At 49.7% G+C, this 21,434-nt stretch carries 14 protein-coding genes and 1 riboswitch; of the genes, 13 read left to right on the top strand and 1 reads right to left on the bottom strand.

What is annotated here, in order from left to right:
* Positions 1–327: 327 nt before the first annotated feature.
* The 13 genes from BHE18_RS20915 to BHE18_RS20850 all read left to right on the top strand — a co-directional run bounded on the left by BHE18_RS20915 (position 328) and on the right by BHE18_RS20850 (position 20,782).
* A complete protein-coding gene (locus tag BHE18_RS20915) occupies positions 328–2,442 on the top strand; it encodes a 4Fe-4S dicluster domain-containing protein (protein ID WP_071620425.1) in 2,115 nt (704 codons plus the stop codon).
* A gap of 714 nt (positions 2,443–3,156) precedes the next feature.
* Positions 3,157–4,344 (top strand): acetyl-CoA C-acetyltransferase, encoded by a 1,188-nt coding sequence (locus BHE18_RS20910; RefSeq protein ID WP_071620424.1) that lies wholly within the window; start codon positions 3,157–3,159, stop codon positions 4,342–4,344.
* Positions 4,345–4,873: 529 nt separating this feature from the next.
* Complete coding sequence (locus BHE18_RS20905) at positions 4,874–5,725, top strand: 3-hydroxybutyryl-CoA dehydrogenase (protein WP_071620423.1); 852 nt, start codon at positions 4,874–4,876, stop codon at positions 5,723–5,725.
* A gap of 245 nt (positions 5,726–5,970) precedes the next feature.
* On the top strand, positions 5,971–7,107 hold the full coding sequence (locus tag BHE18_RS20900; RefSeq protein WP_071620422.1) for an acyl-CoA dehydrogenase: 1,137 nt from the start codon (positions 5,971–5,973) through the stop codon (positions 7,105–7,107).
* Between the two features lie 273 nt (positions 7,108–7,380).
* On the top strand, positions 7,381–8,520 hold the full coding sequence (locus BHE18_RS20895; RefSeq protein ID WP_071620421.1) for an acyl-CoA dehydrogenase: 1,140 nt from the start codon (positions 7,381–7,383) through the stop codon (positions 8,518–8,520).
* Positions 8,521–8,636: 116 nt separating this feature from the next.
* Complete coding sequence (locus tag BHE18_RS20890; protein ID WP_071620420.1) at positions 8,637–9,290, top strand: TetR/AcrR family transcriptional regulator; 654 nt, start codon at positions 8,637–8,639, stop codon at positions 9,288–9,290.
* Positions 9,287–12,553: a fused isobutyryl-CoA mutase/GTPase IcmF gene (gene icmF, locus BHE18_RS20885; protein ID WP_071620419.1), complete on the top strand. Its 3,267-nt coding sequence runs from the start codon at positions 9,287–9,289 to the stop codon at positions 12,551–12,553. Before BHE18_RS20890 ends, icmF begins: the two co-directional genes overlap by 4 nt.
* Positions 12,554–13,484: 931 nt before the next feature.
* A complete protein-coding gene (locus tag BHE18_RS20875) occupies positions 13,485–13,679 on the top strand; it encodes a hypothetical protein (RefSeq protein ID WP_071620417.1) in 195 nt (64 codons plus the stop codon).
* Between the two features lie 161 nt (positions 13,680–13,840).
* The gene (gene rpoE, locus BHE18_RS20870) at positions 13,841–14,419 is read left to right on the top strand and encodes a DNA-directed RNA polymerase subunit delta (protein ID WP_071620416.1); all 579 of its coding nucleotides are present in this window, start codon (positions 13,841–13,843) and stop codon (positions 14,417–14,419) included.
* Positions 14,420–14,803: 384 nt separating this feature from the next.
* Positions 14,804–16,408, top strand: coding sequence for a CTP synthase (locus tag BHE18_RS20865; RefSeq protein WP_071620415.1), 1,605 nt, complete (start codon positions 14,804–14,806; stop codon positions 16,406–16,408).
* Between the two features lie 514 nt (positions 16,409–16,922).
* Positions 16,923–17,029, top strand: a riboswitch (SAM riboswitch).
* Positions 17,030–17,189: 160 nt separating this feature from the next.
* Positions 17,190–18,275 (top strand): sugar ABC transporter substrate-binding protein, encoded by a 1,086-nt coding sequence (locus tag BHE18_RS20860; protein ID WP_071620414.1) that lies wholly within the window; start codon positions 17,190–17,192, stop codon positions 18,273–18,275.
* A gap of 10 nt (positions 18,276–18,285) precedes the next feature.
* Positions 18,286–19,824, top strand: a complete 1,539-nt coding sequence (locus BHE18_RS20855) for a sugar ABC transporter ATP-binding protein (RefSeq protein ID WP_440480404.1) — start codon at positions 18,286–18,288, stop codon at positions 19,822–19,824.
* Complete coding sequence (locus BHE18_RS20850) at positions 19,793–20,782, top strand: ABC transporter permease (protein ID WP_071620412.1); 990 nt, start codon at positions 19,793–19,795, stop codon at positions 20,780–20,782. Before BHE18_RS20855 ends, BHE18_RS20850 begins: the two co-directional genes overlap by 32 nt.
* Positions 20,783–20,815: 33 nt before the next feature.
* Here the strand turns inward: BHE18_RS20850 and BHE18_RS20845 are convergent, their stop codons facing one another.
* Positions 20,816–21,337, bottom strand: a complete 522-nt coding sequence (locus tag BHE18_RS20845; RefSeq protein WP_071620411.1) for a DUF2529 domain-containing protein — start codon at positions 21,335–21,337, stop codon at positions 20,816–20,818.
* Between the last annotated feature and the right edge of the window lie 97 nt (positions 21,338–21,434).

Raw genomic sequence — 21,434 nt, 5'->3', positions numbered from 1 at the left:
TCCAGATATATTTAAATTTGGGTGTATCTGTTTGACCATGCCGTGTCTCTTATGTTGAACACTTAAGAAATCCCGAGAAAAACAAAGATATTCTAAGTAACCTGCCATTATCGTGAGGGAGGCTCACCAACCGCCCGCGGAAAGCGGAGTCCTGCATGGAAATCATAAGCGGTAATAAGAGAAGTTTCTTTTAAAAAAATCGTTGACTGAATGCTCATTCATTATATAATGGACATAAGGATATTTTTCTGAATATTAATTTGGTTTGTAAAAGTTTGAACAAAGGGGACGTTCATTTGCGAGCCGAAAAAGGGGGAGAGACTTGAGATGAATGGATTACTCATTCTCAATTGGATTGCGTTCATTTTTGTAACCGTTTACGCAGTGAGTCTGTTTGTGTATGTGGTCAAAACGAGAATTGAATATATCAAACTCGGAAAGAAAGTCGAATTCGATAAACGATTCAAAGAACGCTTCGAAAAAATCATGGTCAACGTCTTCGGACAGAAGAAGCTCTTGAAGGATAAGAAAAGCGGAGCGATCCACGTCATGTTCTTCTACGGCTTCATCTTAGTACAATTCGGGGCGATCGACTTCATCATCAAAGGGCTTGCTCCGGGGAACCATCTGCCGCTTGGACCTCTGTATCCGGGCTTCACGTTCTTCCAGGAACTCGTCACACTGATGATCCTCGTCGCTGTCGTGTGGGCATTCCACCGACGTTACGTGGAAAAGCTCGTCCGTTTAAAAAGAGGCTTCAAATCAGGACTCGTTCTTTTATTCATCGGGGGCTTGATGCTTTCCGTGCTTGTAGGGAACGGAATGAGCCTTATCTGGCATGGTGAGGACCTTGCATGGACCGAGCCTGTTGCGTCACTGATCGGGGGAGCACTCGGTGCGATCGGTGAAACGGCATCCATCGTCATATTCTACATCGCATGGTGGATCCACTTGATCTTCCTGCTCGCATTCCTGGTGTATGTGCCGCAGTCAAAGCATGCCCACTTGATCGCAGGACCGGCCAATGTATTTTTTAACCGCTTAGACAACCCTGGAAAACTGAAGCCGATCGACTTCGAAGACGAATCGGCAGAAAGCTTCGGGGTAGGAAAAATAGAAGAATTCACCCAGACACAGATGATCGATTTCTACGCCTGCGTGGAGTGCGGGCGCTGTACAAATATGTGTCCTGCAACCGGCACAGGTAAAATGCTGTCGCCGATGGATCTGATCGTGAAACTGCGTGATCACCTGACAAATCACGGTGCTGCCGTGACACAGAAAAAACCGTGGGTGCCGACATTCGCATTCAACGGGACAAAAGGAAACCAGCTTGCGATGGCAGGTGCGACACAAGCAGCCGAAGAAGCGGCAGCAGGTGCGGCATACAGCCCGTCCTTGATCGGGGACGTCATCACGGAAGAAGAAATCTGGGCATGTACGACATGCCGAAACTGTGAAGACCAATGCCCGGTCATGAACGAGCACGTCGACAAAATCATCGACCTTCGCCGTTATCTGGTCCTTACAGAAGGAAAAATGGACGCCGATGCCCAGCGTGCAATGCAAAACATCGAGCGTCAGGGAAATCCATGGGGACTTAACCGAAAAGAACGTGAAAACTGGCGTGAAGCAAGGGAAGACGTCCACATCCCGACGGTGAAAGAAATGAAAAAAGCAGGGGAAGACTTCGAATTCCTATTCTGGGTCGGATCCATGGGTTCATTTGATAACCGAAGCCAAAAAATCGCGCTGTCATTCGCCAAGCTTATGAACGAAGCCGGCGTCAAGTTCGCGATTTTAGGAAATAAAGAGAAAAACTCAGGCGATACGCCGCGCCGACTTGGAAACGAATTCTTATTCCAGGAGCTTGCGACAAACAATATCGCCGAATTTGAAAAGCATGAGATCAAGAAAATCGTCACAATCGACCCGCATGCTTATAACATCTTCAAAAATGAATATCCGGACTTCGGACTGGAAGCGGAAGTGTATCACCATACCGAGCTTCTTTACGACCTTGTGAAGGAAGGACGTCTGAAGCCGCAGTACGAAGTGAACGAAACGATCACATTCCACGATTCGTGCTACCTCGGCCGTTACAACGAAGTGTACGATCCGCCGCGTGAAATCCTTAAATCGATTTCCGGCGTCAAACTCGTTGAAATGGAACGTAATAAAGAAAAAGGAATGTGCTGCGGAGCCGGTGGAGGACTCATGTGGATGGAAGAAGACACAGGCCACCGCGTCAACGTATCCCGTACCGAACAGGCACTTGCCGTCAGCCCATCCGTCATCAGCTCCGGCTGCCCGTACTGCCTGACGATGCTATCAGATGGAACGAAAGCGAAGGAAGTCGAAGAAAACGTCTCTACACTCGACGTTGCCGAGCTTCTTGAAAAAGCAGTCTGCGGTGATCATAAAGATGAGGTCGTTGCTTAAAAAACAGAGGAATTGATCTTAGTAGAAAACGTTCTTAAAGCTGATATTAATTGCTATGAGAAGCTCGATTTTTATACAGCTCTAGCTTTTGATTGTAGTGGAAGACGAAGACTCCTGCGGGAAAAGCGAGACAGGTGAGACCTGTCCAGCTACAGGGCTTAGAGGCAAATGTCATAAGTCAAATCGTCCAAGAAGGCAAAGAACGCCTTCGTGGCCGATTCGCCTTATGCCAAAGCCTCTGAGCAAAGCCCTTCCGCTTTTCTACCCGCAGGAGCGTAGCGACGAGGAGGCTCACCGGCCGCCCGCGGAAAGCGAAGTCTTCCACGGAAATCAAAAGCGGTGATAGCAGAATTAACCTAATACAACTTACCTGAAACAGAGTGAAACTAAATAACTAATATGTTTCACTCCTGTTTATTTTTCTAGAATAATAATTTAAATGAAAAATAAAAACTTTCTAAAAAATCATTACGTTTTACACAATTTTGAAGTACAATGGAAATAGTGGAAAGGGACGGAATCTGTCCCTTCCTCTTTTGGCATTCGGTCGAGCGAGCGTTCAGTCAAGATCGCTGCAGCCGGTAGGGAAAGCCATTTAACACTCTGCATGACGAGTTCATGAAGAACAAGGGAACCACCTGATACTTAGAATATTTTTTGAAAGCGTATACAAAATGAAGTACTCAAACTGAAAGAAAGAGGAGAGGGATTTACATGGGGAAAACGGTCATTCTAGATGGAGCCAGAACTCCTTTCGGCAAGTTTGGAGGCGGATTGAGCAGTTTTACAGCTTCCGAGCTCGGCGGTTTTGCAGTGAAGGAAGCATTGAATAGAGCAGGTGTCAGCGGTGAAGACATTGACGAGGTGATCCTCGGCACGGTCCTTCAGGGAGGACAGGGACAGATTCCTTCCCGCCAGGCATCGCGCCACGCAGGAATTCCTTGGAACGTAAAAACAGAAACAATCAATAAAGTGTGCGCGTCCGGTATGAGAAGTGTCACGATGGCCGATCAGATCATCCGTGCAGGAGACGGGGAAGTCATCGTGGCCGGCGGAATGGAATCAATGTCGAATGCGCCATACATCCTGCCAAAAGCACGCTGGGGATTCAAAATGGGCGACTCAAGCGTGAAGGACTTGATGGTACACGACGGCCTGACTTGCTCCTTTAACAATGTCCACATGGGCACATACGGAAACGAGACAGCCAAAGAATTTGAACTGTCCAGGGAAGACCAGGACAACTGGGCATTCAGAAGCCACGAGCTTGCGGTGAAAGCAACTGAAGACGGGAAGCTTGGTGAAGAAATCGTGGCAGTAGAAGTGCCGCAGCGCAAAGGCGATCCGGTAGTGGTCGACCGCGACGAAGCACCTCGTAAGGATACATCCCTTGAAGTATTGGCAAAACTCGGTCCGGTATTCGGATCGGACGGCACGATCACGGCAGGTAACGCGCCAGGGGTCAATGACGGGGCAGCCGCCATGATCCTGATGAGCGAAGAACGTGCGAAAAAAGAAGGCAAAAAACCATTGGCGGCAATCCTCGGTCATACAGCAATTGCAGTGGAAGCAAAGGACTTCCCGCAGACACCGGGCCTTGTCATCAATGAACTGCTGAAGAAAACAGGCAAATCACTCGAAGAAATCGACCTGTTCGAAATCAACGAAGCATTCGCGGCAGTAGCACTTACAAGCGGCAAGATTGCCGGTCTCGACCCTGAAAAAATCAACGTGAACGGGGGCGCCGTAGCACTCGGCCACCCAATCGGGGCAAGCGGAGCGCGCATCATCCTCACACTCGCCTACGAACTGAAACGCCGCGGCGGCGGTATCGGAATCGCATCCATCTGCTCCGGAGGCGGACAGGGCGATGCGGTTATGATCGAGGTGCCGAAGCAGTAGGCTTGGGTTGTGGATTGTCAGATTGAGAGAGTTTTAGGGTTGGGCTGGGTGCCTTCCAGCAGTGGTGGTGCCTGGCTCGATTTGGTGGTTTTGAGCCTGGCTCAAATGTGGTGTTTTGAGCCAGGCTCAAATCGGGGCATCTGACCCAGGCACCATTTGAAGGATTAACGGTGCCAGGAACAAACAGACCATATTGTGCCAGGAACAATCGAAGCAATTTGTGCCAGGCACAAAACAAGGCTTCTGTGCCTGGCACCACAACGGGAATGCCTGTGTACCAGGTACTATCAACCCAAATGTACCAGGTACACCAAACCGGAATTTCTGATAAAACATTTATTGAAATATTACTTGTTCCAGCGTTGATTGGAGTGCAAGACGAAGACTCCTGCGGGAAAAGCGAGACAGGTAAGACCCCGCAGGAGCAACGCGACGAGGAGGCTTACCGGCCGCCCGCGGAAAGCGTAGTCTTGCACGGAAATCAAAAGCGTTGTAATCAGAAACATCTCAAACAAAGGGGAGAAACAAAATGAACATAAAAAAAGTCATGGTCATCGGAGCCGGTCAGATGGGTTCCGGAATCGCCCAGGTATGCGCACAGGCAGGGTTCGACGTGTTCCTGAATGACCTCAAAGAAGAGTTCGTCCAAAAAGGGATCGGCGTCATTACAAAAAACCTTTCCCGTTCGGTGGACAAAGGCCGGATGAGTGAAGACGAGAAGGCAGCGACGCTGAACAGACTGACGGCTTCAACGGATCTCAACGATGCCAAAAGTGTGGATATCGTGATCGAAGCAGCGGTTGAGAATATGGAGATCAAAACGAAGATCTTCGCTCAGCTGGATGAAATTGCTCCCGAGCATGCGATCCTTGCGACCAATACTTCTTCTCTTCCAATCACGGAGATTGCAGCGGCGACTAAGCGTCCCCAGCAGGTGATCGGGATGCATTTCATGAACCCGGTACCGGTGATGAAGCTAGTTGAGATCATCCGCGGGCTTGCGACGACGGATGAGGTGTATCAGGCGATCGAGGATATGACGAAGTCACTGAGCAAAGTGCCGGTCGAGGTGGAAGACTTCCCGGGATTCGTTTCGAACCGTATCCTGATGCCGATGATCAACGAAGCGGTCTACACGCTGTATGAAGGGGTGGCAAGCAAGGAAGCGATCGACGAGGTGATGAAGCTCGGCATGAATCATCCGATGGGGCCGCTGACGCTTGCCGATTTCATCGGTCTCGACACTTGCCTGTACATCATGGAAACACTCCACGAAGGCTTCGGAGACGACAAATACCGTCCATGCCCGCTGCTCAGAAAATATGTCAAAGCAGGCTGGCTCGGTAAAAAGACAGGAAGAGGTTTTTACTCTTACGAATAAGTGGATGTCACATAAGGATTTCGTTAAAGCCGATTGATGATATTACCACTAAGTTGATTGAAGCGGAAGGCATTTGACTCCGACGGGATAAAGAGGAAAAGTCGAGACCCCGCAGGCGGGACGCCGAGGAGGCTCGACTTCCTCCCCGCGGAAAGCAAATACCTGCAGCGGAAATCAACGGCCTTGTTGAAAGGGCCATGAGAAAGATCCTTGTAGTGCATGCGAACATCCGGGAGGGGACAATCATGAATTTACGATTCACGGAAGAACAGCAGATGATGCGCAAGATGGTGCGTGATTTTGCTGAAACAGAAATACAGCCTTTCGTTGAGAAAATGGAAGAGGGGCATTTTCCGCGGGAGATTTTAAATAAAATGGCGGAGCTCGGCCTGATGGGGATCACGATCCCTGAAAAGTACGGCGGCTCAGAGATGGATTTCACCTCCTACATCATCGCGATTCACGAGCTGTCAAAAGTAAGCGCCACCATCGGGGTGATCCTGTCCGTCCACACTTCGGTCGGGACGAATCCGATCCTCTACTTTGGGAATGAGGAACAGAAGCAGAAGTACCTTCCGAAGCTTGCTTCAGGTGAATATTTAGGGGCATTCTGTTTGACGGAACCGAGTGCGGGGTCGGACGCGAAGAGCTTGAAGTCAAAAGCGGAAAAACGCGGCGATCACTATGTCCTGAACGGTTCGAAGGTTTTCATCACGAACGGGGGCGAGGCGGATACATATATCGTGTTCGCCGTAACCGATCAGACGAAGGGAAGCCGCGGGGTATCGGCATTCATCGTTGAAAAAGGTACACCCGGACTGATCATCGGGAAAGACGAACACAAAATGGGGCTGCACGGTTCAAGAACTGTACAGCTGACATTTGAAGACATGAAAGTGCCTGTTGAAAACCTCCTTGGCGAGGAAGGGGAAGGCTTCAAGATCGCGATGGCGAACCTGGATGTCGGCCGCATCGGAATCGCAGCACAGGCCCTCGGGATCGCTGAAGGAGCGTTCGATTACGCAACGGCTTATGCAAAAGAACGCGTCCAGTTCGGCAAACCGATCGCCTCCCAGCAGGGAATCGGGTTCAAGCTCGCCGACATGGCAACCGCAGTCGAAGGGGCAAAGCTTTTGGTCTACAGAGCGGCTGACCTCCGCGGGCAGGGCATCTCCTGCGGAAAAGAAGCCTCCATGGCAAAACTTTTCGCCTCAAAAACAGCCGTCGACGTCACAACCGAAGCCATCCAGGTATACGGAGGCTACGGCTACACAAAAGAATACCCGGTAGAGCGCCTGTTCCGAGACGCCAAAGTAACCGAAATCTACGAAGGCACCAGTGAGATTCAGAGGATGGTAATCGGGAAGAACTTATTGGTTTAAAAGTTTTCCCGATAGAAGTTAGTTTTAATTAAGATGATGGGATTTAGGGGTATTCCAGCTGTTGATTGGAGTGGAAGACGAAGACTCCAGCGGGAAGAGTAGCTTATGTGAGACCCCGCAGGAGCGAATGCGACGAGGAGGCTCACGGGCTACCCGCGGAAAGCGAAGTCCTCCACGGAAATCAACAGCGGTGATTACACTTGTGTCTGAGAAATAACCACATTTTTAAAATAAATATCAAAATAGATTCCAACAAAGATAGGAGAAAAAATCATGAAATTTACGTTGTCTGAAGAACATGAGATGATTCGCAAGATGGTGCGCGATTTTGCACGCAATGAGGTTGCTCCTACTGCCGCTGAGCGTGATGAAGAAGAGCGCTTCGATATGGATATCTTCAAGAAAATGGCGGAGCTCGGCTTGACCGGGATTCCTTGGCCTGAAGAGTACGGCGGGATCGGAAGCGACTATCTTGCTTACTGTATCGCAGTCGAGGAGCTTTCAAGAGTGTGTGCTTCTACGGGTGTTACGTTATCCGCCCATACTTCACTGGCAGGCTGGCCTGTGTACAAATTCGGTACGGAAGAGCAGAAGCAGAAGTATCTCCGTCCGATGGCGCAGGGTGAGAAAATCGGCGCGTATGGCTTGACTGAGCCGGGATCAGGCTCAGATGCAGGCGGCATGAAGACGACTGCGCGTCTTGAAGGCGATCACTATATTTTAAACGGATCTAAAATTTTCATCACAAACGGCGGAATCGCAGATACGTATATCGTGTTTGCACTGACGGATCCGTCATCGCGCCAGCGCGGTACGAGTGCGTTCATCGTGGAGAAGGACTTCGAAGGCTTCTCTGTCGGTAAAAAAGAGAAGAAGCTCGGCATCCGTTCGTCTCCAACGACGGAAATCGTGTTCGAAGAGTGCAAGGTGCCGAAGGAAAACCTTCTCGGCAAAGAAGGGGAAGGCTTCAAGATCGCAATGATGACGCTTGACGGCGGACGTAACGGGATTGCCGCACAGGCTGTCGGGATTGCTCAGGGAGCGCTTGATGCGTCAATCGACTATGCGAAGGAGCGTGAGCAGTTCGGGAAGCCGATCGCTGCGAATCAAGGCATTTCTTTTAAAATTGCCGACATGGCGACATCCATCGAAGCTTCCCGTCTATTAACCTATCAGGCTGCGTGGCTTGAGTCGGAAGGCCTTCCATACGGTAAAGAATCGGCGATGTCGAAATTGATGGCCGGGGATACGGCGATGAAGGTGACAACGGAAGCGGTCCAGATCTTCGGCGGCTACGGCTACACGAAGGATTACCCTGTCGAGCGCTACATGCGTGACGCGAAGATCACTCAAATCTATGAAGGAACGCAGGAAATCCAGCGCCTTGTCATTTCAAGAATGGTCACGAAGTAAGAGCGGCAATGTAAAGGGGCATGATTACCGTATAGATCCGCCTGCCTCGTTGGGGGATGAAGCAGGCGGGGAACAGCAGGGACAATGGGAGAATGAAATAAAGGCGGTCGGTAGATGTGGAGAACAAAAGGGAAGTGCATGCTTCTGTCAAAGATGAACGTTTGGTGGAGAAAAGGCGCGATCAGATGATCCGGGGAGCCGTCTCTCTTTTTAAACAGAAGGGGTTTCACCGCACCACGACGAGGGAGATTGCCAAGGCCGCAGGGTTCAGCATCGGCACGCTTTATGAATATATACGGACAAAGGAAGATGTATTGTATCTGGTCTGTGACAGCATTTATGAGCAGGTGAGACTGGAGCTTGAGGAGCTGGATATCGATCAAGGCACGGTTGACAGCTTGAAGCTCGGCATCGCCCACTATTTTCAGGTGATGGACAGGATGCAGGACGAGGTCCTCGTCATGTATCAGGAGGCGAAGTCGCTTTCTAAGGACGCTTTGCCTTACGTCCTCCGGAAAGAGCTTGAGATGGTCGCGATGGTCGAGAAGCTGATCGTGCGCTGCGTCGAGACGGGGGAACTCGAACTTGATGAACATCAGATCCATATGCTCGCGCAGAATGTATTCGTCCAGGGGCAGATGTGGGGATTCCGCCGCTGGGCCCTTCAAAAGAGGTATTCGCTCCAGGAATACATCGATCTGCAGGTCGAACTGCTTTTTGCAGGGGTCACGGGTTTTGAAAAACAAAGGAGAACAGGGGGAGTAGTATGAGCACGGTTGAAGTATACAAACCAAAGCACCATGTCCGATTCGTGACGGCGTCGAGCCTTTTCGACGGACATGATGCATCGATCAACATAATGAGACGGATTATCCAGGCGAGCGGTTCAGAGGTCATTCACTTAGGTCATAACCGCTCCGTGGAAGAAGTGGTGAACGCTGCGATCCAGGAGGACGTTCAAGGGATTGCGATTTCCTCCTATCAAGGCGGCCACGTCGAATATTTTAAATACATGTATGATTTGCTGAAAGAAAGAGGGGCTTCCCATATCCGTATTTACGGCGGTGGCGGCGGCGTCATCATCCCGCGCGAAATCAAGGAGCTCCATGAATACGGGATCGCCCGCATCTTCTCGCCTGAAGACGGCCGTCAGCACGGTCTTCAGGGGATGATCAACCAGATGATTGAGGAATGTGATTTCCCGACGATCAAAGACAGCGTCAACTCTGAAGTTGAAAAGCTTTCGAGTGGCGACGTGAATGCCGTTTCCAAGCTGATCTCACTGGCTGAGTATCAAGTAGGGGCGAATGAAGAAGTCGCGGCTGCTGCACAGACGGTTTTCTCTGAGATCAAGACACTGGCTAAAAAGGTACCGGTCCTTGGGATCACAGGAACAGGTGGAGCAGGGAAAAGTTCACTGACGGACGAACTGATCCGCCGTTTCATTAACGAGCTTCCTGAGAAAAAGATCGCGGTGCTGTCGATCGATCCGACGAAACAGAAGACGGGCGGGGCGCTTCTTGGCGATCGTATCCGCATGAACGCGATCTTCAATCCGCGCGTTTACATGCGCAGTCTTGCCACACGCGGTTCGAAGACGGAGCTTTCACTTGCGATCAAGGATGCGATCAATGTCGTCAAGGCGGCCGGCTACGATCTCGTTGTCGTCGAGACGAGCGGAATCGGTCAGGGGGATGCGGAAATCGCTGAAATCTGCGATATGTCCATGTATGTGATGACGAGCGAATTCGGTGCTCCTTCACAGCTTGAAAAAATCGATATGATCGATTTTGCCGACCTGATCGTCATCAACAAATTCGAACGCAAAGGCTCTGAGGATGCTCGCCGTCAGGTCCAGAAGCAGTATCAGCGCAGCCACATGCTGTTTGACAAGGATCTTGATGAGATGCCGGTTTACGGCACAATCGCGAGCCAGTTCAACGATCCGGGTACGAATGCGCTGTTCGCGGCAATTGTGGAAACTGTGAATGAGAAGATGAAGCTTGACTGGAAGACAAGTTTTTCTAAAAACGTCGATGTTGAAAAGCAGAATGTGATCATTCCGAACAACCGCCGCTATTATTTAAGGGAAATCGCGGATACCGTCCGCAATTATCATAAAAAAGCGGAAGAGCAAGTGAATCTTGCGCGCCGCCTGTTCCAGCTTGAAGGGGCGATGGAAGCCCTCCGTGAAAAGGAACAGAACGATGAAGTCCTGACTTCACTCAACACGTTGAAAGAAGAAGTGGAAAACAAGCTGACAGCAGAATCCAAGGATATTTTGGCTAAATGGGAAAACCTGAAGGATACGTACAGCAAGGACCAGTTCGTCACGAAGATCCGCGACAAGGAAATAGTCACCGAGCTGAGTACGAAGAGCTTGTCAGGGCTCAATATTCCTAAGGTGGCCCTGCCTAAGTACAAGGATTACGGGGAAATCCTGAAATGGGTGTACAGGGAAAACGTACCGGGTTCATTCCCGTATACGGCCGGTGTGTTTCCTTTTAAACGAAAAGGGGAAGATCCGAAGCGCCAGTTCGCAGGCGAAGGGACTCCGGAACGAACAAACCGCCGATTCCATTATCTTTCGAAGGACGATGATGCGAAGCGCCTGAGTACGGCGTTCGACTCGGTTACATTATACGGTGAAGATCCGGATTACCGCCCTGACATCTACGGAAAAGTCGGCGAGAGCGGCGTCAGCATCTGTACGCTTGATGATATGAAGAAGCTGTATGCAGGCTTCGATCTGTGTGCTCCGTCCACGTCTGTTTCGATGACGATCAACGGTCCGGCGCCGATCATCCTGGCGATGTACATGAACACAGCGATCGACCAGCAGATCCGTGCCAAGGAAGAAGAGCTTGGCCGCGTGCTGACAGTCGAAGAGTATGTAGAAGTGAAGGAACAGACGCTTGGAGTCGTGCGCGGAACGGTTCAGGCCGATATTTTAAAAGAAGATCAGGGCCAGAACACATGCATCTTCTCGACTGAGTTCGCGCTTCGCATGATGGGTGATATCCAGCAGTACTTCATCGATCATAAAGTGAGAAACTACTATTCAGTATCGATTTCCGGCTACCACATCGCGGAAGCGGGAGCGAATCCGATTTCGCAGCTTGCGTTCACGCTCGCAAACGGCTTCACGTATGTTGAGTACTATCTGAGCCGCGGAATGGATATCAATAAGTTCGCGCCTAATCTGTCATTCTTCTTCTCGAACGGACTTGATCCTGAGTATACGGTCATCGGCCGCGTGGCCCGCCGCATCTGGTCGACGGTCATGAGGGATAAGTATGGTGCGGATGAGCGCAGCCAGAAGCTGAAGTACCACATCCAGACGTCCGGCCGCTCGCTGCATGCGCAGGAGATCGATTTCAACGATATCCGTACGACGCTTCAGGCATTGATGGCGCTGCAGGATAACTGTAACTCGCTTCACACGAATGCGTATGACGAAGCGATCACGACGCCGACCGAAGAATCCGTCCGCCGTGCGATGGCGATCCAGATGATCATCACGAAAGAACACGGTCTTTCTAAAAATGAAAATCCGCTTCAAGGGTCGTTCATCGTTGAAGAATTGACCGACCTCGTGGAAGAAATGGTGCTCACAGAGTTCGACCGCCTGAATGACCGCGGAGGCGTGCTCGGTTCCATGGAAACCCAGTATCAGCGCGGAAAGATCCAGGAAGAATCAATGTATTATGAAATGAAGAAACATAACGGCGAGCTTCCGATCGTCGGCGTGAACACGTACCTGAACCCGAATCCTCCATCAGAAGAACAGATGGACAGCATGGAACTGGCACGTGCGACGAAGGAAGAGAAGGAAACGCAGATCAAGAACCTGCGCGACTTCCAGGCGAGAAACGAAAGTGATATCGAAGAAGCGCTTAAGCGCCTGAAAAAAGCGGCAGTCGACGGCGGCAACATCTTCGAAGAACTGATGGAAACCGTCAAAGTCGCAAGCCTTGGGCAGATCACGCGTGCTTTATACGAAGTCGGCGGCCAGTACCGCCGGAATATGTAATAGAAAAAGAGAAGACTGCTGTCGTTGTGGACGGCAGTCTTTTCTTCACTTATTAAACAAGAAACAGACAGGAAAGTATTTGGGTGTGAAATTATCGCTATTTTACATATAGGTGTCTAGAATGGGAAGGTAATAGGTAAAACGAGTATTAACAACAGGAGAGAATTTAACTTCGCACCGTGTTCTTAGCTTCTGGTCCATCAAAAAAGGAGGATCTAGAAAAACCTAAATAAATTACAGTCCATTTAATAAGGATTAAGTTGTGTGAACTTATTCATATTCAAAACCGTTACAGCGGTTGATTGGAGTGCAAAACGCAGACTCCTGCGGGAGAAGCGTGTAAGGTGAGACCTGTCCAGCTCCGGCGGCTAGAGGCTCGAGGTCATAAGACAATCAATCCAGAAAAGCAAAAAGCGCCTTTCCGGCTTGCTCGCCTTATGCTTGTCGCCTCTGGGCGAGCCGCCTGCGCTTTTCTGTTTGTCCAGCTCCAGGGCTTAGAGGCACATGTCATAAGTCAACTCGCCCAAGAAGGCAAAGAACGCCTTCGTGAACGATTCGCCTTATGCCACCCGCCTCTGACCAAAGCCCTTCTGCTTTTCTAACCCGCAGGCGAAGGCCGAGGAGGCTCACCTACCGCCCGCGGAAAGCGAAGTTTTGCACGGAAATCATTAGCGTGATACATGGAATCAAATGAGTTAAGAAGGCTAGAATGAGCTTCTCAATTTTTGGGATTACTCATGGGTCACCCGCGGAAAGCGAAGTCTTCCACGGAAACCAACAGCGTTGTTTAGAAACGAAAAAAACTGTCCACAATGAATATACAGAAAAGTGACAATTCTTTACCGTAACGTAATAGTAGAACGCATCATTTTCCTATATAATGGGTATTGGATAATTAGACTTTTAGACGACTTATACTGGATGTGAAATTGTGAGGACATTTATTCGCTATATGCTCATTGCGGCCGGTATCTACGCTGCTGCCCTTCTTTATCATTATCAGCTCGGGGCCATCCCCTTCCTTCTGCTCTCCTTCTACTTTTTCTATGAAGCATACAAGGTGATCAGATCTGATGTGAAGCGGGAAAGGGAAGAGGAAAGCAGCCTTCTGAATTCACAAAAATAAAAAAATGATAGAAATGCCAGATAAAGATAGCATAAAGTCTCTTCAATTGTTTATAATGGGTAATATGCTTAAAATGATAATGGCAGGATTGTGCCATTTTTTTTCGAATGATTTAACGGCTCTCCAAGCAGAGTCTGAAATAGAGAAAGGAAGTGCGTAACGTGAGTCTAAAACAGTTATCGAAGGAAGAATTGCGCCAAACATCTTTTATTGAATTGGCACATGAAATCATGACGGACAAGAAGCAGGCCGTGACGTTCCAGGAAGTGCTGAACGAAATTAAGAGTTTACTTGAAATCTCTGATTCAGAGGTTAAAAGCCGCATGGTTCAATTTTATACAGACCTTAACATTGACGGCCGTTTCATTGCGCTCGGCGAAAACCGCTGGGGGCTTCGTGAATGGTATCCGGTTGATCAAATCGAAGAGGAAACCGTCCCTACGATGAAATCTACCAAAAAGAAAAAGGCGAAGAAGAAAGTCGACGAGGACCTAGATCTTGACGACTTCGATGATCTTGAGGATGAGGATCTCGATGACGACCTGGATTACGACGATCTGGATGATACGGAAGATGAAGATCTGACGGATGATGACGACGAGGACATCGAAGAGGACATTGATGAAGACCTGGATGTTGATGACGATGAAGAAGAGTTGGAAATCGATGAGTTGGATGATCTTGATGACGATGAAGAGGAAGAAGAAGCTGATGAAGATGAAGAGGAAGAAAATCGCTAATTTTTCAGTGAATTAGGAAGATTTACCCGACCCCATTCTATGCTTGACTTCTTTCTTTCAGGAATGTAGTATTTTATTTGGGCTCCTTAAAAAAGGACGGATAGAGTATTCAAACGCTCCCCTTGCCATTCGGCGAGTGGGGCGTTTTTTATTTTTTGCGGGCCGGAACCTGCACGGGATGCAGGCCGGCCGGGACTTCTCTTCCCCCTACAACTCACATTCATTTAGAAATAAGAGGCTGTCTTTTAGCAGATTTTTGGCCATGAAGTTTATTAGAAGGAATGGACTTCTCCTTCTTTGAACAAGATAACTTCATGACAAGGATACATAGGAGACACCCTCTACTTTTTTTGAACCAAATCATATTAAAAGGGGGACATATACATGACTAAGTATATTTTCGTAACAGGCGGCGTTGTGTCGTCACTTGGAAAAGGGATCACAGCAGCGTCCCTTGGAAGACTATTAAAAAACCGCGGGGTTTCGGTGACAATCCAGAAATTCGATCCATACATCAACGTGGACCCGGGAACGATGAGCCCGTATCAGCACGGTGAAGTATTCGTGACGGATGACGGTGCGGAAACGGATCTTGACTTAGGTCACTATGAACGTTTCGTCGACATCAACCTGACAAAATACAGCTCCGTGACGACTGGGAAAATCTATTCCACAGTTCTGAAAAAAGAGCGCCGCGGCGACTATCTTGGCGGAACGGTCCAGGTCATCCCGCATATCACAAATGAAATCAAGGAACGCGTCTACCGCGCTGGCCGCGAAACGAATTCGGATGTTGTCATCACAGAAATCGGCGGAACGGTAGGGGATATCGAGTCTCTTCCATTCCTTGAAGCAATCCGCCAAATCAAGAGTGATGTAGGCCGTGATAATGTGATGTACATCCACTGTACATTGGTGCCTTACATCAAAGCTGCCGGCGAAATGAAAACAAAGCCGACCCAGCATAGCGTAAAGGAACTTCGCAGCCTCGGGATTCAGCCGAATGTCATCGTCGTTCGTACAGAAATGCCGATGACGCAGGATATGAAAGATAAAATCGCGCTGTTCTGCGATATCGATAAAAATGCCGTCATCGAAGCAATGGATGCTGACACTCTTTACTCAGTGCCTCTGTCCCTTCAGGATCAGAAGCTTGATGAGATCACTTGCCGGCACCTGAAATTGAACTGCCGTGAAGCCGATATGACCGAGTGGAACGAACTCGTTTCCCGCGTGACGAATCTGTCCCGCAAAACGAAGATCGCCCTCGTCGGAAAATATGTCGAGCTTCAGGATGCGTATATCTCAGTAGTGGAAGCTCTTCGTCATGCCGGCTATCAATTCGACAGCGACATCGAAGTGAAATGGCTGAACTCAGAACTTGTAGACGCAGAAAATGTTGCCGAGAAACTTGGCGGCGTTGACGGGATCCTTGTGCCTGGCGGCTTCGGTGACCGAGGTGTCGAAGGTAAGATCGCTGCGACTCAATATGCGCGTGAAAACAAGGTGCCTTTCCTTGGAATCTGCCTCGGCATGCAGCTTGCATCCGTTGAATATGCACGCAACGTGCTTGGACTTGAGGGTGCTCACTCTGCAGAGTTGAACCCTGATACGCCTCACCCGGTCATCGATCTGCTTCCTGAACAAAAGGACATCGAAGATCTTGGCGGAACCCTTCGCCTCGGCTTATATCCATGTAAGCTGACGAAAGGTTCAAAAGCATATGCAGCCTACGACGGCGAAGTGGTATACGAGCGTCACCGCCACCGCTTCGAATTCAATAATCACTACCGTGAGCAAATGGAAGACGCAGGCTTCATCTTCTCCGGTACAAGCCCTGACGGACGCCTTGTGGAGATCATCGAACTCGAAGATCACCCATGGTTCGTGGCATCCCAGTTCCACCCGGAATTCACATCACGCCCGACACGTCCGCAGCCGCTGTTCCGCGACTTTGTTGAAGCAAGTCTTGCGTTTGGTGAGAAGTAATAGAAGAGATTTTGGTTTTGGTTTGTGGCCGCTCTCCTGGTTTGGGGGGGCGGTTATTTTGTGTAGGGAATTTCGATGTTATATACAGGTGCGGGTATGAAGATGGTAGGGGTGTCGAATATTGTCGTTAAATCGGTAGAAAGCCCTTATATTTGATATTTAGCCCTTATAATCAAGATTTCGCCCATAAAATTTAGAATATCGCCCATAACATTGCAGATATCGCCCATAAAAATTGGGACCGCCATTGGTGGAGGAATAAATTATTCGACAGTTCGAGCATAACGAGGAAGTTTTCGATCAAAAACAACTGGAGTTCGAGCGCAAAGTGGCTGCATTCGAGCAAAAGCTACCCGATTTCGAGCATAAAATCAAAACCCAGGCCATGAGATGCTTCCCAATACCCAGGCTTGTATACACAACCAAAAAAATCAAAAAAGAATATTGACAATTTTTCCACAAATAAGTAAGATATCGTTTATACGCATGCGAACAGTAAATAAATTTCATATTTCTCTTATAAAGAGTTGGCAGAGGGACTGGCCCGATGATGCCCGGCAACCTACCGTTTCGACGGAAAGGTGCTAAGACCTGCAGGATTGATTTCCTGAGTGATAAGAGCACGTTTATTGATACATAAACCTCTTTTCCCTCGGGAAAAGGGGTTTTTTGTTGTTCACGGGAACCATCCCGTTATTGCTCCTCCCCAAGAGCGAGTGCACCGCTCGATGAGAGAGGCAAATTTTTTTAAAAAAAACAAATCACAAGAGGAGAATCATTTATGAAAAAGCCGTTATTATTTCTTATCATCATCACGCTTGTACTGAGCCTTATGGCAGCGTGCCAGCCAAAAGTTTCCGAGGAATCGAATGGTGAAGCGGGGGCAGTGAAAGGGACATCCGATCATGCGCTTGCAGGAAAGAAAATCGCCTTGATCATGCAGATCAATCTGGGTACGTTTTCAGCCCAATACATTGAGGGTGTGAAAGAGCAGGTCGAGAAGTTCGGAGGGAAGGTCCAGGTCTTCACTTCTGATGGAGATCTGTCCAAGATGTCGTCGAATCTGGATGCTGCCATCAATCAAAAGTTCGATGGGATATTGATCGACCACGGAACGAAGGAGGCGCTGCAGTCAGGCGTCGAGAAAGCGAAAGGCGAGGGGATCCCGGTCGTCGTATTTGATGCTGATGTAAAAACTAAAGGTGTGACCGTCCTTGAACAAGGGGACAGGCAGATGGCGGATCAGACACTTAACGCCCTTTCCGAAGAGCTAGGCGGAAAAGGGGAAATCGTCAAGATATGGGTGGCGGGGTTCGCCCCGATGGAAAGGCGCCAGGCAGCGTATAAAGAATTCCTTGAATCCAACCCGGACATCAAAGAAGTGGCGGCTTTCGGAGCTGCGACCCAGAATACGGCACTCGATACCCAGGCACAGATGGAAGCGATCCTGAAACAGTATCCGAATAAAGGTGATATCGATGCAGTATGGGCGGCCTGGGATGAATTTGCCAAGGGTGCTGTCAGGGCCATTGAAGCGGCTGACAGGGATGAGATCAAAGTTTACGGGATCGATATGAGCGATGAAGATCTCCAGATCATCCAAAAGGATGGCAGTCCGTGGGTGGCGTCGGCTGCGGTTGATCCTAAAGATATCGGTCGCGTACAGGTCCGTTTCCTTTATCAAAAGATTTCAGGGGAAGAAACACCCCAAACGGTGAAGCTCGAACCTGTCTTCATCGAACAGGATCAACTTCCGGATGAACAGATCACAACCGCCCAGCTTCACAAGCATGTCGAAGGCTGGGGAGCAAGCGAGCAGGGATATACAGATGAATTGAAGGAGCTTGAAGACTCGTTCAACGATTAAAGAGAGGAGGATGAAGATGGCCGCTTTACTGGAAATGAGAGATATCTCCAAAGCTTTTTCAGGGGTGAAGGCCCTGGACGCAGCAAGGTTCGAAGTGAATGAGGGGGAGATCCATGCCCTGCTCGGAGCGAATGGAGCCGGAAAGAGTACGCTCATGAAAATCCTCTCCGGGGCGTACACACCGGACAGCGGGGACATCCTTCTCCGCGGTGAAAAGAAACGCTATCAAACTCCGAGAGAAGCGAAGCAGCACGGCATCCACTGTGTCTATCAGGAAGTGGATACAGCGATTGTCTATCAGCTTTCGGTTGCCGAGAATATCCTGCTTGACCGCTTATCAGGCGGCGGATCTTTTTTCGTGAACAAAAGGTTGCTTGAGAAAGAGGCAGGAGCCGTTCTTCACAGGATCGGGGCTGGAAACTTGTCACTGGGTTTACCTGCTTCATCATTAAGCCTGGCGGAAAAGCAGCTCGTCCTGATCGCGAGGGCACTGCTTCAGAAAGCGGAAATCCTGATCCTCGATGAGCCGACAGCCCCTCTCAGTCTATCGGAAGCCGACAGGCTGTTCGAGGTGATGGAAGAGTTGAAGAAAGAAGGCGTCGGAATCGTGTTCATTTCCCACCGGCTCCCGGAAGTGTTCCACGTGTCCGACCGGATCACAGTGATGAGGGACGGCAGGACGATCGGCATCCAAGAAAAAGAGGAGACTGCACCGGAAGAAGTCGTTGAAAAGATGCTTGGGCGTTCATTTAAGGAAGAATTCGTGAAGAAGCCTGCTGAAAAAGGAGGGCTGCTTTATGAAGTGAAGGGGCTGGATGACGGACGTAAGCTCCGTTCGATCGACCTTCATGTCAGGGAAGGGGAGGTCGTCGGGATTGTGGGGCTTGTCGGAGCCGGTAAAACAGAGCTGGCAAAAGCACTGTTCGGGGCATCAACGGTGGCGAATGGCTCCTGTTTATTGAAAGGAAAAGAAATCAGGGTCCGAAGCCCGCGTGACGCCGTGAAGAACGGAATGGCGCTCGTACCTGAGGAAAGAAGGAAAGAGGGACTCTTCATCCATGAATCTGTCCAGCATAATCTCAGCTTTGCTTCGTTACGGGATATTTCAAAACGACTATGGATCAACGCGAGGGCAGAAAGAGAGCTTGCCAGGGAAAGGATAAAAACACTCGGCATCCGGACGGCACACGAAAGGGTCGCGGCAAATGACTTGAGCGGCGGCAATCAGCAGAAGGTATCAATCGGCAAATGGCTGACGGAAGACGCTTCGCTGTTTTTATTCGATGAACCGACGAAGGGTGTGGATGTAGGGGCGAAAAAAGAAATCTTCTCATTGATTCAATCGCTTGCTCAAGAAGGGAAGGGAATCCTTTATTTTTCGTGTGAAATCCAAGAAATTCTGGCCATTTCAGATCGGATCCTTGTCATGTATGACGGCCAAATCGTCACTGAAATGAGGGCAGCGGAAGCTACACAAGAAACCATTTTGCTTTATGCATCAGGAGGGACGGCAGCGAATGAAAGCAAAGACGTTAGACTTACTGTTTAAATACGGTGCCATTGCATTGATGGCGGTTATATTGATTTTTTTCAGCGTTTATCATCCATTCTTCTTCACATACGGGAATCTGTCGGATATTTTAAGGTCCATTTCGATCGTGACGCTCGTCGCACTCGGTGTGACTTTCACGCTGGTCGTCGACGGGTTTGATTTGTCCGTCGGTTCGACCGTTTCACTCTCCACGGTGGTGACGGCTTCTCTGATGGTGTGGTATGAAGCACCGTTGTGGCTCGTGCTCCTGATCCCGCTGCTGGCCGGCGCGGGAGTGGGGCTCTTCAATTCCCTCCTGATCGTCAAACTCGGGATCCCGGATCTGCTGGCGACGCTCGGTGCGATGTACATCATTTCAGGGATCCACCGTACATATACAGAGGGATACTCCATTTATAACAATATGCCGATGGCAAGCGGCGGGACGGCCCCGGGAACGTTTTCTGATGCGTTTTTATGGATCGGCCAGGGAGAACTGCTCGGTCTGCCTGTACCCGTCTGGATCATGCTCGTCTTTGTCGGGTTGATGTATGTGATCATGCATTTTACGCGCTGGGGACGGATCCTTTATATGACGGGAGGGAATGCGGAAGCATCGCGGTTGTCTGGGGTGAACATCAAGCGGGTGAAACTGATCGCCTATGTCCTGTCGGGGGTGTTTGCTTCCATCGGCGGCATCCTGTTTACCGCCAGAGTCGGTTCGGGACAGATGGATGCCGGGGCACCTCTTCTCATGGAAGCGGTGGCCGCAGTGTTCGTCGGTTTTTCGGTACTCGGAGCGGGGAAACCAAACATCCTCGGAACCTTCTTCGGTGCCGCGCTCATCGGAGTCCTCCTCAACGGGCTCACCATGATGAACCTGCCGTACTACGCATTCGAAATCATCAAAGGAAGCGTGCTCGTACTGGCCCTCGCCGTTACGTATATTCATGCGAAAAAAGTAAAATCAGCATAAAAAAGCCCGTCCATCCCTGGACGGGCCTTCCTATTATTCATACTCCTCAAGCATCTCCCGGATCACAAACCCGATCGCAAAATAAATATAAAGAGCGGCCATGCTCGTCGGCATGCACACCCGCTCGCCGATTTCCTCACCCGGAAGCATCCCTTTGATCACTTTGGTATCAAGATGAAGGTCGGCAAGTCCTGCAAGTCCTTCGTTGTCCGGGACAAGCCCCGATATGCCGACAAACGGAACACCTTCATCCGCCAGGCCGCCCGCAAATCGGGCCGCTTCCTCATCCGATGACAAACGGGTCACGACAAGGACGCGGTCCGCTTCCGTCAGCACGGTGGACTCCTCGAATTTTTTAACAGAAGGCAGGCGTTCAGCACCATAGAGCGCCTCTGCCGTCACCGCCTCCATCTCTCCGAATGCCTTGATGTAAATCGAGCCTTCTCCGACAGCCGCCTGGGCCAGCAGCCTTGCCGCATCCTCGATCTCAAACTCCTGCTTTTCAGATATGCGTTTAAACAGACCCGATAACTGGGTCGTGAACATTTTGATCATCTTTCCACTCCTCCATCTGTCGAACATTAGCCTTCGACAATCTTTGCTGTATCGCTTATTATAAAGGAAAATGAACCTAAGTAAAATAATGGAGAAT

This window comes from Rossellomorea aquimaris (assembly GCF_001877785.1).
Lineage (GTDB): Bacteria > Bacillota > Bacilli > Bacillales > Bacillaceae_B > Rossellomorea > Rossellomorea aquimaris_A.
This window is presented reverse-complemented; position numbering and strand designations above follow the sequence as displayed.